Annotated in this window: 13 protein-coding genes; 11 read left to right on the top strand and 2 right to left on the bottom strand. The window is 40.8% G+C overall.

All coding sequences use genetic code 11. The features are described 5' to 3' along the window. The first annotated feature begins 29 nt into the window (after nt 1-29). The 3 genes from T344_RS0114595 (at nt 30) to T344_RS0114605 (ending at nt 2493) form a co-directional block, all read left to right on the top strand. Complete coding sequence (locus tag T344_RS0114595) at nt 30-965, top strand: nucleotidyltransferase family protein (RefSeq protein WP_027629328.1); 936 nt, start codon at nt 30-32, stop codon at nt 963-965. Beyond that, the gene (locus T344_RS0114600) at nt 958-2070 is read left to right on the top strand and encodes a phosphotransferase enzyme family protein (RefSeq protein ID WP_051571901.1); all 1113 of its coding nucleotides are present in this window, start codon (nt 958-960) and stop codon (nt 2068-2070) included. The genes T344_RS0114595 and T344_RS0114600 overlap by 8 nt, the downstream gene beginning before the upstream one ends. 159 nt (nt 2071-2229) lie before the next feature. After that, a complete protein-coding gene (locus T344_RS0114605; RefSeq protein WP_004627242.1) occupies nt 2230-2493 on the top strand; it encodes a zinc-ribbon domain containing protein in 264 nt (87 codons plus the stop codon). Nucleotides 2494-2626: 133 nt separating this feature from the next. Here T344_RS0114605 and T344_RS0114610 read toward each other — a convergent pair whose 3' ends face one another. After that, the gene (locus tag T344_RS0114610; protein WP_027629330.1) at nt 2627-3652 is read right to left on the bottom strand and encodes a LacI family DNA-binding transcriptional regulator; all 1026 of its coding nucleotides are present in this window, start codon (nt 3650-3652) and stop codon (nt 2627-2629) included. Nucleotides 3653-4149: 497 nt separating this feature from the next. On the opposite strand from T344_RS0114610, the gene T344_RS0114615 reads away from it, so the two are divergent. From T344_RS0114615 to T344_RS0114630, 4 genes are all read left to right on the top strand, one after another. Continuing rightward, on the top strand, nt 4150-5250 hold the full coding sequence (locus T344_RS0114615; RefSeq protein ID WP_027629331.1) for a Gfo/Idh/MocA family protein: 1101 nt from the start codon (nt 4150-4152) through the stop codon (nt 5248-5250). 41 nt (nt 5251-5291) lie between these two features. Further along, entirely contained in the window at nt 5292-6170 is an 879-nt protein-coding gene (locus T344_RS0114620; protein WP_027629332.1) for a carbohydrate ABC transporter permease, read from the top strand. A gap of 1 nt (nt 6171) precedes the next feature. After that, the gene (locus T344_RS0114625) at nt 6172-7035 is read left to right on the top strand and encodes a carbohydrate ABC transporter permease (RefSeq protein WP_051571903.1); all 864 of its coding nucleotides are present in this window, start codon (nt 6172-6174) and stop codon (nt 7033-7035) included. Between the two features lie 178 nt (nt 7036-7213). Further along, nucleotides 7214-8617: an ABC transporter substrate-binding protein gene (locus T344_RS0114630; RefSeq protein ID WP_027629334.1), complete on the top strand. Its 1404-nt coding sequence runs from the start codon at nt 7214-7216 to the stop codon at nt 8615-8617. A gap of 24 nt (nt 8618-8641) precedes the next feature. On the opposite strand, the gene T344_RS31750 is transcribed toward T344_RS0114630, so the two are convergent. Further along, nucleotides 8642-8764: a hypothetical protein gene (locus tag T344_RS31750; RefSeq protein ID WP_278246159.1), complete on the bottom strand. Its 123-nt coding sequence runs from the start codon at nt 8762-8764 to the stop codon at nt 8642-8644. 252 nt (nt 8765-9016) lie between these two features. On the opposite strand from T344_RS31750, the gene T344_RS0114635 reads away from it, so the two are divergent. The 4 genes from T344_RS0114635 (at nt 9017) to T344_RS0114650 (ending at nt 13810) form a co-directional block, all read left to right on the top strand. Further along, nucleotides 9017-9646 carry a carbohydrate-binding family 9-like protein gene (locus tag T344_RS0114635; RefSeq protein ID WP_027629335.1) on the top strand — a complete coding sequence of 210 codons (630 nt, stop codon included), beginning with the start codon at nt 9017-9019 and terminating at the stop codon, nt 9644-9646. Between the two features lie 427 nt (nt 9647-10073). Further along, nucleotides 10074-10604 carry a ribosome hibernation-promoting factor, HPF/YfiA family gene (gene hpf / locus T344_RS0114640; RefSeq protein ID WP_027629336.1) on the top strand — a complete coding sequence of 177 codons (531 nt, stop codon included), beginning with the start codon at nt 10074-10076 and terminating at the stop codon, nt 10602-10604. A gap of 277 nt (nt 10605-10881) precedes the next feature. After that, nucleotides 10882-11832, top strand: coding sequence for an ROK family protein (locus T344_RS0114645; protein ID WP_027629337.1), 951 nt, complete (start codon nt 10882-10884; stop codon nt 11830-11832). Between the two features lie 94 nt (nt 11833-11926). Next, entirely contained in the window at nt 11927-13810 is a 1884-nt protein-coding gene (locus tag T344_RS0114650; RefSeq protein WP_027629338.1) for an LTA synthase family protein, read from the top strand.

The following is a 13810-nucleotide window of genomic DNA, read 5'->3' on the forward strand; positions in this document are numbered from 1 at the left end:
AACCGCACAGGTCAAAGGAGGAATAGCAGATGAACAATAAAACAACTTTAGTAATAATGGCTGCCGGCATGGGGAGCAGGTATGGCGGATTGAAGCAGATCGATCCGGTTGGGCCCAACGGTGAAATCATAATGGAATATTCAATATATGACGCAATAAAGGCCGGTTTCAGCAAAGTAGTATTCATAATAAAAGAGGAAATCGAAGAAACCTTCCGTGAAGTTATCGGTAAAAAAATTGAAGGACTCATTGACGTTGAATATGTCTATCAGAATATTGACAATGTTCCCCCGGGATTTGCAGTGCCGGAAGGCAGAGTAAAGCCATGGGGGACGGGACATGCGGTCCTGAGTGCAAAATCGGCGGTTAAAACACCGTTTGCCGTAATAAATGCAGATGATTTTTACGGAGCCGACACTTACAGGCTTCTAAACAATTTCCTGTCAAATAATGATGACCGGGAAGACAAATATAAATACTGCATGGTAGGTTTCATACTTGAGAACACATTGACCGAGCACGGACATGTGGCAAGGGGGGTTTGCAATGCGGATGCCTCCGGAAATCTTGTAGATATCCATGAAAGAACCAAAATCATGAAATTCGGAAGTGAGACCAAATATACCGAGGATGACCGGAATTGGATATTGATACCTGAGGGAAGCATTGTTTCAATGAATACCTGGGGATTCAATCCCAGCTTTTTCAATGAGCTTGAAGAACAGTTCCCCATATTCCTGAAAAACAGCAGGGAGAATATTATAAAAGCAGAGTTTTTCCTCCCGACTGTTGTAGACAGTCTCATCAAATCGGGAAAAGCTGATGTCAAAGTACTTTCTACCCCTGACAAGTGGTACGGGGTGACCTATCAGGAAGATAAGCCTGTTGTTAAGAAATCCATAGGAGATATGGTTCTCTCCCGCAAATATCCGAAAAACCTCTGGGAGGATTTAAAAAATGCCTGATAAAGCAGAAATTGATTTCAAAGGAATAGTTGCCCGCTTCCGGTTTGACGGTGAATTCACAGATGCCGTTCCCTATGGCTTCGGCCACATCAATGATACCTATGCGGCAAGCTTCAGGAAAAATGACGGTACGCAGCACAGGTATATACTGCAGAGAATCAACAATAATATATTTAAAAATCCTGAACAGCTCATGAGCAATATTGAGAAGGTTACCAACCATCTCAAACAGAAGCTCATATCAAGGGGGGGCGATTACCGGAGACAAACACTCAATCTGGTATATACAGTCACCGGGAAAAGCTTTTTAAGGACAGGAGATAACAAGTACTGGCGGGCATATGAATTTATCGAAGGTGCGAGAACTTATCAGATAGTTGAAAATGAGGAGCACCTGTACAATGCAGGCAATGCTTTCGGCAGGTTTCAGAATCTGCTGGAGGATTTTAAAGCCGATTCCCTGTATGAAGTAATACCGGATTTCCATAATACAAGGAAAAGGTTCCAGGCTTTTTCAGAGGCTGTAAAAGCCGATGCCTTCGGCAGAGCAGCAAAAGTAAAGACAGAAATCGAGTTTGTGAACAAAAGGGCAGAAGAAACCGGTAAAATAGTTGAATTGCTTCAAAACGGCAAGCTTCCGGTAAGAGTTACCCATAATGACACAAAATTCAATAACGTAATGATTGATGATGAAACAGGAGAGGGTATCTGCGTAGTGGATCTGGATACCGTAATGCCCGGTTCGGCCCTCTACGATTTTGGGGATGCCATACGTTCGGGAACAAATCCGGCCGACGAGGATGAACGGGATCTGTCAAAAGTATGTATGGACCTGAGACTTTTTGAGAAATACACCAACGGTTATCTGGATGCAACCCGGGAGGTACTGACAGATACCGAAGTTGAGCTTTTGCCCTTGAGTGCAAAGTTAATGACCCTGGAATGCGGTATGCGTTTTCTGACCGACTATCTCAGCGGTGATGTTTATTTTAAGATACACAGGGAAGAGCACAATCTGGACAGATGCAGGACACAGTTCAAGATGGTTGAGGATATGGAAAATAAATGGGATAAAATGCATAGCATTGTAAATTTATACAGGTAATCCGGCTGTAACAGTCTTTTTTACCAGGCGGGCTTTTTTTGCTTAAATGCCCATAAAATCACCGTTTTACGCCTCTCATAAAAAATTGTTATTGAATAATGGTAAAGTATGTAATATAATGTAAAATATTAAAATACCTGTTAAGTGAGGGGCGATACAATGTATAATGACAAAACCTTGGTTTGCAAGGAATGTGGTGAGGAGTTCATTTTTTCTGCAGGGGAACAGGAATTCTATGCTGAAAAAGGCTTCCAAAACGAACCTACAAGATGCAAAGCATGTAGAAGTAAAAGAGACCATTCAACAAAAAAAGAGTTATATGACGCAGTATGTGCTGAGTGCGGGCAAACTACAAGGGTGCCTTTTAAGCCACATCTGGACAAACCTGTATATTGCAGCAAATGCTATTCCAATAAAAAATAATAGTTGAAATTTATGATATATTATTAAAAAACTGGTAGGCTGACTTAGTATATAAATTACTGAGACAACCTACTTTTTTTGTTCATATACAGGGTAAATCCAATTTGCAAACCATCCTCAAACCATTCTCAAATCATGTTGAGTTTCTGGCTATCAGACTGGTTGGCAAAATGATCTTTTTGGGCAGGGACTGTTCTCCCTTGATGCGTGATATTAAAATCTCGGCCGCAATTTCCCCGATTTCGGTGGTGGGGACATCAATTGTGCTCAGTGGAGGATTTGAATATTTGGACATATCAATATTGCTTAATCCTATTACTGCAATATCATCAGGGACTTTTAAGCCGTGCTCGTATATTGCGTTGACCGATATCATAGCCATAAGGTCACTGGCCGCAAAAATTGCAGTGGGCCTTTCAGGAAGGTTCAGCAGCTCCATTGTCTTTGAATAGCAAAGCTTTGAGTCCCATTCACAGTTCTTTACAATGGTTAAATCCTCGGGAATATTATTATCCTCCAGTACGCTGAGGTATCCCCTGTATCGCTGTTCCTTCCTTATGGAATCAATGGCGTCGGTTCCGCCTATGAAGGCTATTCTCCTATGTCCCTTTTCGATAAGGTGCTGGACTGCCTTTTCGGCGGCAGCAAACCTGTCATAGCATACATTGTCAATATCCTGGTGTTTTGTATCTATACCGACTATAAACTCCACCTTGTCCTTTAACTGTGAGTATATTTCATCACTCAGGGTTTCCATTATAATGAGACCGGTAAGTGATTCACTTACGGTATTAAAAAGGACGGTAGGATCCTGAAGTTCATTTTTTGTTCTGATAACCGATAAGCTGTATCCGTTCTCTATAAGTTTTGATTCCACACCCGACAGAATGGACATAAAATAAGGATCGGTGTATTTTTCACGTGTTACGCACAGGATGCAACCGATTTTCACCTTATTAACCGTTGGATTTTTTATATCAACCCTATTTATGGATTCTTTTCCGCCCTGGTTCCTTACATAGTTCAGTGCCTTAACTGCCTGCCAGACACGTTCCCTGGTTTCGTTGGTCACCTTGTAGGTCTTGTCGGCATTTAAAATTCTTGATACGGTAGCTGTCGAAACATTGGCCATTTTTGCCACATCCCTGATTGTAGCCATATTAACCTCCTAAGCCATGTGATGGCTTTGAGCCGCATAGCGGCTGCAAATTATAATGAAATTTGTTCAATAAAATTCAGTAAAACTTGTTTGAATATAGTATAACATGGCAGTAAACGTTAGTAAACAAATTCCCTAAACAAGTCAATAAACATTGCTTTTGTTACGTAAAACCAAACCTATTATTAAAAAGTATTTAAGTATTTACAAAATAGATTTCAGGTGGTAAAATTAGTTCATAACATGTTTGGTAAACAAAATAAATAGTTTACGTGTCCGCAGTACAGGCGAAATAATTTGTTCTTTGGACATTTTAACGTAAATTATATTAATAAATTCATATACTTTTGTGATAGTTGTACAATTATTGCTTTTTATACCTATTCTGATCAGATAAATATAGATAGAAATTTACTAAAACGTTGCAGCTGTTTACGTTACATAAACATTTTAGTAAACAAAAAAGTAAACTTTAGATTACAAGCGGGGGATAATTAATGGAAAAGGCAAAAATTGCAATCATCGGTTTGGGTGATATGGGAATGGGTCACTTTAACGGTTTCAGTGCATTAAAAGAGGCTCAGGTAACGGCTGTCTGTGACAGGGAGCAGGCTGCTGTCAACAGGGCGCTGGATGCTGTCAAGGGCAGTAATGCAAGGCAATATACCGATTATATTGAAATGCTGGACAAGGAAGAACTGGATGCGGTGGTTATTGCAGTACCCGGATATCTTCATGAAGAACTGGCTATTGAATGTATCAAACGTCAAAAAAATATATTCCTTGAGAAGCCTGTTGCAATAAACTATGAGGGCTATAAGAGGATAGTCGGGGCAAAGAAAAGCAGTAGGTCAATCATTCAGGTGGGACTTGTCTATAGATACTCAAATCTCTACAGAACAATCGGAAAAAAACTCAATGAACAAAACGAGCTTGGAAATGTAATGATGGCGTGGTGCAAGGAGTATCGCCAATGCTTTCCCCAGGAGGAGTGGTTTTATGATGAAACCAAATCCGGAGGAACAATAGTTGAGAAGGATTGCCACCATTTTGACATATTTAACTGGATGATAGGCTCAAAGCCGAAAAAAGTTTTTGCCATGGGCGGACAGCATGTATATAAGAATGGGCAGGACAATCTCATAGATTGCAGCTATTCGATAAAAGAGCCCAAAATAATCAGCAATGTAAGTATTGTTGATCATGCCCTGGTGTCCATTGAATATGAAAATGGAGCAAAAGCCCAGCTGGGACTCTGTATGTATCTGAAACCGCAGAACAACTCGGGTGACGGACTGGAAATCGGCTTTATTGGAGATAATGGTAAACAATTGATAGCAAGGCGTGATGAATGCTTTGGAATTTATGGCGGTGAATTTAACGACAGGGTTGAATATAATCCGGATATAATATCGGACAACAACGGTTTTGGTCATATCGGCTGCCAGACTCAAAGACTTGAATTTATTGATTGCATCACTCATGGGAAACAACCTATTGCAAGCATAGAGCAGACTGAGGACGCACTGCTTATTGCCCTGGCAGCAGAAAAATCCATAAAGGAAAACAGGCTTGTCTCCATATCAGAATACAAATAAAACCGCAGGTGTCAATAAGGGGGTGGAAGGCTTTGATAAAAATGAGGCAGGAAAAAAGAAATGAGATGTACATGTATTTGTTTATTCTTCCCGGTATTTTAGGATTTCTGTTCTTTTGGCTGATCCCAATCGTATATACCTTTGTACTGAGTACCTTTAAAACAAATGGAATGAACAATATTTTTGTTGGAATTGAGAACTATATCAAACTTTTCGGGGATAAGGAATACAGGAAAGCAATATTTAACACCGTATACATGGTGATACTGGGAGTGCCCATAAATATGCTGGCTGCGCTGATACTGGCCATGCTGCTGAATACAAAAATAAAAGCCCTGGGACTTTTCAGAACTATTTTTTATATTCCCACCATATTGCCGGGGGTGGCCACGGCAGTATCCATGTTTTTCATATTCAACACCAGGTATGGTCTGTTAAACAGAGTGCTGAGCCTGGTGGGAATTGAGGGCATAGACTGGCTGGGTGAACCTGGTATGGCCAAACTGACCTTTATAATCATAGGTGCCTGGGGTGTGGGCCAGACAATGATCATATTTCTTATGGGGCTTCAGGGTATCTCCGAGACTTATTTCGAGGCTGCATATGTTGACGGGGCCAATTCGTTTCAAAGGTTCTGGTCTGTTACACTGCCAATGCTGACTCCGACCATACTGTACAACTTTATTCTGCAGTGTATTGCCCAAATGCAGATATTTACACCGGCATACGTAATTACAAACGGGGGACCCGACCAGGCTACATATTTCTATGTTTACAAGCTCTACAGGGATGCCTTCCAGTTCGGAAAGTTCGGTTATGCCTCGGCTCAATCGGTAGTCTTATTCATTGTTACATTGATACTGACCTTCCTTGTAATGAAATCATCCAATTCCTGGGTGCACTATGAAGGAGGAGAATAACTTGAATAATTATAACAAATACAAAAAAATAATAGGAAAAATATTAATTTATCTGGCGCTTTTACTAATTTCGTTTTTATTCATTTTACCCTTTTGGCAGATAGTATCAACATCTTTAAAAACTTTTTTGGAGACCACTGAGTACCCACAAAAGTTTTTCCCTAAAGTACCACAATGGAAAAACTATTATTACGCCTTTGTAAAAAATGCTGATATATGGCCGGTTTTTCTATGGCTTAAAAACACTGTATTTACCACAATGATGGTAGTTATAGGCAATGTTCTTTCGGGCCTGCTCATTGCATACGGTTTTGCCAGGTTTAACGGAAGAGGAAAAAACATCTGGTTCATGCTGATACTCTCAACCATGCTTATTCCGGTTCACAGTACGCTGGTCCCACTGTTTATGGTATATAAGGTTTTTAACTGGTATAACACTTTCCTGCCTATAATCGTACCGCCCTTCTTTGGATTTGCCGTATACATATTCCTGTTGAGGCAGTTTATCATGGGAATTCCCAAAGAGCTTGACGAAGCGGCAACTATTGACGGAGCTTCACCTGTAGGCATCCTTTTCAGGATCATTGTTCCTCTGGCCAAACCATCGGTTATTGCAGTGGGTGTTATGTGTTTTATTGCAGCATGGGGAGATTTTTTCACTCCTTTGATCTTCTTAAGCGATATAAAGAAGTATACAATTTCAGTCGGTGTAAGCATAATGCAGAGTCAAATGAGAATGAATCTGACGGATACACACCTGATTGCATGTGTAATCACGGTAGTAACATTGCCGAGTTTAATAATTTTCTTCGCTGCACAGAAGTATTTTGTAAGCGGGTTAACATTAGGGGCTGTAAAAGGATAGTAACTTTAAATCAGGAACGGGGGGAGGGCGGCAGTGCAATAGTTTACCTGGAAAAGGCGGTGGTGCTGGAACGATTGACATGGAAAATATAAAAAAGGGTAACTTTCAACAATGCATTTAAGCAGGGAAAGAAAGATTGTTAAATGTCGAAGAGTTTATAATTAAGGGGGATTTTTAAATGAAAAATCTTAAAAGATTTAAAATTATATCATTGGTACTTTGTTTGACAATGTTAACTGTTCTGTTTGCAGCCTGCGGCAGCAGCCAGACTTCAGATTCCGGAACCTCCGCTGCGGCAGGGACAAATGCGGCTTCAACAACTTCAGGCGGTGATTCTGCAAAAGCACCGGTTACAGGTGAAATCAAGTATAATTTCTGGGGAAATGCCGATCAGGCAAAGGCAATTCAAACTCAAATAGACAGCTTTACCGCAAAGAACCCTGGTATAAAGGTTAACCTGGATTTTGCAGATTGGGGAAACTATTGGACAAAGCTTGCCACCCAGAGTGCGGCAGGAAGTGCACCTGATGTGTTCGCAATGTCAACAACCCTGTATCTTGCCGACTATGCCAATAAAGGATATCTGGTGGATGTGGGTGAATTGGCCGGTAAAGATAATTTTGACTTGAACAAATACTATAAGTCGGCTCTTGACCTTTCATCCTATAATGGCAAGGTTTACGGACTTCCACAGGATATTAACACAATAATACTGGCCTACAACACCGATATGTTTGAAAAAGCAGGTTTATCGGCACCGGCGGCAGATGCTACCTGGGATGATATAATGGCAATGGCAAAGAAACTGACATTGGACAAAAACGGAAAGAATGCCGAAGATCCGGCTTTTGATTCAAAAAATATCGTGCAGTGGGGATTGGCTAACTATTCCACCTGGATAGACGGCTTTGTAGATCCCATTGCCAATTCATACGGTGAAGGACTTGTATCCCTTGACGGATCAAAATCCAATTTATTGGGTGATTCCTCCAAAAGGACATTCCAGTATTTGTATGATGCGATATGGAAATACCACGTAGCTCCGGATTTCGATACCGTTCCTGCATGGACTGATATATTTGCCCAGGGCAAATGTGCCATATATCCTCTGGCATCCTACCTGCTTTACGGATATGCCGACGAATCAAAGGGAATCAACATAAACTATGACGTAATGCAGATGCCGAAGGGCACCACAGGCAAAAACTTCAACCCTGTTCAATCCAAGGGCATATGTATATCACCTTCGTCAAAGAATATTCCTGCAGCCTGGGAATTTACAAAGTTCATAGCCAGTGAAGAGAATTACAAGTCGGTAGTTTCAAGTGGTGCGGGCCTGTCTCCTATAGATTCCATCAATAAGGAATTGTTCCTGACTGCAAAATTCGGACCAAAGAATACAAAGCAGGTTTATCTGGATGCGCTTCAAAATCCTTGTCCTCTGTGGCAGACAGTAAGAGCGGGAGATGCCAATACCAAAATCGGTGAAATATCCGAATATATTATGAAAAACAAGGTTTCAGTTGATGAAGGTTTGAAGAAGATGGATGAAGCAGTTCAGCAAATTCTCGATGATAAATAAAAAATTCTTCTTTTTTACCCTCTATTAGCAATGTACAATACGTTTTTGAGTGGTTAATTTGCCCTGCGGCTGCGTTGAAGCCGCTTGCAAGGCACAAAGCCTTACTGCACGCCTTTGCCTTGCCGCAAGCCCAATTATCTCACTCAAAAATCACCGACCTCCCGCTGAGATATTTTGGCAATTTTCGAGGAGGATGGACGCAGCCTTGCTGTGACGCAAGGCAAGGACGACGACAAAGAAAAGCGGCAAAATAGCCGGCGTGAGGCGTGTTATACAATGTCAATAGAGGGTATTAATATTTAATTTAAAATAAGAGTTATAAATATTAATTACTGAAAAGGGCTGGTCCGGATATGAGGTTTATCCGGGACGGCTTCTGCTCGGTTAAAGGAGAAAAAATTGAAATATATATGCAAAAGGACCAATGAATATCTAGAGATTGACGGAAGGCTTCACAAGCCGGTATGGGGCAATGCTGTTGAGGTAAGCCTCAGAGATAATTCCACCGGCAAAGCTCCGCCGAGAGATACCTTTGTCAGGCTTATGTGGAATGACAGATTTCTTTATGCAGGCTTCCGGTGCCAGTATGAAACCATAAATGCCACTTTAACGGAATTCAATGACAAGCTTTATAATGAAGACGTAGTAGAAATATTTATAGACGATGACAGGGACAAAAAAACATATATTGAAATTGAGATCAATCCGCTCAATGCAGTTTTACATTACAGCATACACAATAATCCCGGCCGAAGAATTGTGGCATTCGCAAGAACAGAACAGGTAATACAATCGGCTGTGATAATTGATGAGATAAACAAGACTTTTTTTGTAGAAATGGCAATCCCCTTTACTGAATTTGCAACAGCCGGGAGTATCCCGCCAAATCCATATGATACATGGCTTTTCAACCTGTACAGGATAGACAGGGAAGTCAACGGCCCAATACGGTATTCCGCCCTTTCTCCCACAGGGCAGGATAATTTTCATATGCCTTCTGCGTTTATAGAAATTGAATTTGGGATTTAACATATTACTCTGAGTTCTGTAGAAATTTGAAAACACATATAATTCATTATGAACAATAATAAGTAACTGAAATAAACAGGCAAAATTTTGGTAACAATATCAAAAATGGGGTATTAATTATCAATATAGTATATCCACAGGCCAAATTCCTTAAAGGAGCAGTTATAAACAGGGTTATTCACATTATCCACAGAAAACTATACACAAAACAGGTGTTTTGTTGAAGATATGTGTATAACTCATGCAATTATTGTGAATTCAATATTTAGAGTTATTGAAAATTTAACATTAAAATAACACTAAAATGATTGCAATATTTTGAAGGATTTTGTCCGGGTGGTGTAGAAGTACTATTTCATAACAAGTACCACTGTAAAAAAACTCAAAGATTTAATTGCACAAAAAACTCAGAGAGGGGCTGTTATTTATGAAAATAATTATTACAGGAAAAAATATCGAGGTTACCGAAGGTCTAAGGGAGAGAGTAACCAAGAAAATTAACAAGCTTGATAAATTTTTTACCAAGGAAACAGAAGCGCATGTTACTTTGAGTGTTCAAAAGGCAAGGCAGATAGTGGAGGTCACAATACCGTTCAACGGGATTGTATTGAGAGCCGAAGAGTCAAACGACGATATGTATAATTCAATAGATAAAACAGTGGATCTTCTTGAAAGACAAATCAGAAAAAATAGAACCAGACTTGAAAGAAGACTCCATGAACAGTATTTTTCATTTGAAAATGCAAAATTTGCAGAAGATGTTCCTGAAGAAAAGGAATTTAAAATTGTGAGATCAAAGAGATTTGCCGTCAAACCCATGGATGTTGAAGAGGCGGTACTCCAGATGAACCTGCTGGGCCATGAGTTCTTTATGTTCTTCAATGCCGACACAAAACAGGTAAATGTTGTGTATAAGCGTAAAGACGGCAATTACGGGTTGATTGAACCTGAATTTTAAGAATTGTCAGGATTATTCCTTACCTTAAATGAAAAAGCTCCTTTTTTCTGTAGATAATTACGGGAAAAAGGGGCTTTTAATAAATAATACAAAGCCGGGCCGATGAGTCGGAAGCCTTTGAGGCATTACATTATTACATCAATAACCATTGAATATGCCGGAAAAATATAAATTTATAATAGAATAGTATAAATACAGCGGAGCCCTTAAAAATATATAATAGTAATATTTAATGAATTTACAGGTCGATACAATTGACCTTTCCAGGAGGTTTAAAATGTACTATATTGGAGTGGATTTGGGCGGTACAAATATTGCGGCAGGCCTGGTAGACGAGAATGGAAAGATATTTTCCAAAGGCTCGGTCCCGACCGGAAGAGGCAGGGAATATCAGGAGATAATCAAGGATATGGCTGCCCTGATACTGGAGCTGATAAAGGGACAGGGACTTGAAGTCACCGATTTTAAAAGTATCGGTGTGGGCAGCCCCGGAGTTCCCGACTGCAAAGAGGGAAAAATAGTATATGCCAGTAACATAAAGCTCAGGGATGTATCTTTGAGAGAGGAACTTGGAAAATATATAGCCCTGCCTGTATACGTCAACAATGACGCCAATATTGCCGCGTACGCAGAGAGTGTGGCCGGGGCGGCAAAGGGATATAAGACTTCTGTAACAGTAACCATCGGTACAGGCATCGGAAGCGGAATAATCATAGACGGAAAGATCTTCAGCGGCTTCAACAACGCTGCTGCCGAACTGGGGCACATGGTGCTTAAAATGGATGGAGAACCGTGCAACTGCGGCAGAAAGGGCTGCTGGGAAAGCTATGCCTCAGCTACCGCATGTATACGCCAGACCAGAGAGGCGGCAGAAAAGCACCCTGATTCGCTTATAAACAGACTTGTTGACGGTGACCTTGATAAAATAGATGCCAAAACGGCTTTTGATGCCGCAAAACAGGGTGATAAAACAGCAGTTGCGGTGGTTGACACCTATATCCGTTATATAGGAGAGGGTTTGGCCAATATAGTCAACAGTTTCCAGCCCGAGATTATTGTTATAGGAGGCGGAGTCTGCAAGGAAGGGGAATTTCTGCTGGAACCCCTGAGAAAATATCTGAAGGAAAATACCTTTGCACCTGCTCATAATATTAAAATTGCCGGGCTGAAGGCGGCCGAAATGGGAAATGACGCAGGCATAGTGGGAGCTGCAATGCTGAGGGAATAGTGAGATAATTCATGAATTGACTTTTTGTCTCCTAAAGTAATATAATTACTACGAATTTGATTTTATTTTGTATTTCTATGGGAGAAAATAAAATATGATGGCTAAAACTTCTTATGGTATTACCGTAGCTCATAGAAGAGGCACTAAACGGGGGGATGGATTCCTTGGATACCTTGCCCAGGAGTGGTTATTGTTTTTGACATTCGGTATGCTGCTTATCAAATCCATCATTCTTATGGGTTTTGTTTACAGCCATAACCAGTCTCTGATCGACATGTCCCGTGGAATTAAGAATATTACGTATATGCCGGTATGCGCAGCATTTTTACTGATAGTTACGGCCTTCAGCTTCCTGGCAAAGAACAGGGGAAGACTTTGGCTCTTGCTGATACTCAATCTTTTTGTGTCCTTTCTGTTTGCCTTTGATGCGGTATATTTAAGGGCCAGCGGCAATTTTCTCTCAACCCAGCTGCTAAGGCAGACCGGGAATCTTAATAATCTCTGGGACAGCATCTTTGCCATGTTCAGACCCTGTGACATAGCTTTCTTTTTTGATATTCCGATTATTGCTGTTTTGCTGATCATATCAAGAAATTTGGTGTACTATGACTCACCGCTGTTTACCAGTCTTAAAGCCAGATTAACTGCATTCTTCGCAGTTATTATACTATCTGCCGGATATCTTGCTGCAAGCCATATAATTATTGATGTATACGGCCATAACAAAAATAACTACATTTTTTATACCCATTGGAATCCTGCTCAGACAATCTGCAATACATCACCAATGGGATATCATGTTTATGACTGCTATGTTTTTTTCTCGGATTTTAAGCCGTACAGGCTGTCAATAAAAAACAGGAATGAAATCCAGGCATGGATAAATCAAAAAAACGAAAAACTCCCGCCCAACGCTTACAAGGGCATTTATAAAGGAAAGAACCTGCTGGTTCTGCAGGTGGAATCCCTGGAAAACTTCGTTGTGGGACAGTCGGTGGACGGGCAGGAAATAACTCCTTCACTCAATAAACTGCTGCCCAACAGCATTTACTTTGACAACTATTATGCACAGGTGAATGAGGGAACCAGCTCGGATGCCGATTTAATGACAAATACATCGGTATTTCCGGTCAGAAAGGGAAGCACCTTCTTCAGATTTCCATATACCAGCTACAATTCACTGCCTGCCATAATGGGAAGGCACGGCTATAATACAAAGGCCATCCATCCTGACAACGGCGAATACTGGAATTGGATGAAAGCCCTGGGCAATATGGGTTTTCAGGAGTGCATCGACGCCAGGAGCTTTAAAATGGATGAGATTATCTTCCTTGGACTGAGTGACGGATCCTTTCTCAGGCAGGTCAAGGATACCGTAATCAGTCAGAAAACACCGTTTTATAACTTCATGGTTACCCTATCCAGCCATTCACCCTTTGAAATGCCTGTCTGGCACCGGAAGTTAAAATTGGATCAAACACTGGGAGAAACCAAACTGGGCGGTTATTTCCAAAGTATAAACTATACCGACGGCTGTATTGGGACCTTCATTGATGAACTTGATAAATCAGGGGTGCTGGATAACACCGTACTGGTAATATACGGGGATCATGACTCGGTCCATAAATATTTCGATGATGAAATTCAGAGTATAAAGCCTTCTCAGGCCTGGTGGCTGGACAATGACAAGAGAATTCCCCTGATCATTTACAGCAAAGGCCAGAAAGCCCGGACAATCCATACCAACGGCGGTCAGATAGATCTTATGCCCACATTGCTGTACCTGTTTGGAATTGACGAAAGCGAGTATGAATCAACAGTGTTTGGAAGAAACCTTCTAAATACCAGGGAGGATTATGTTCTCCTTTCCAACGGAGAATTCCGAGGTAGTATAGGGGAGACAAAGAAGGCCGAGGTGTTAAAAGGTCTTGAATATGCAGATATGGCCATCAGATCGGATTTCTTCAGGAATAAGTAA

The sequence above is a fragment of the Ruminiclostridium cellobioparum DSM 1351 = ATCC 15832 genome (assembly GCF_000621505.1).
Classification (GTDB): Bacteria; Bacillota; Clostridia; order Acetivibrionales; family DSM-1351; genus Ruminiclostridium; species Ruminiclostridium cellobioparum.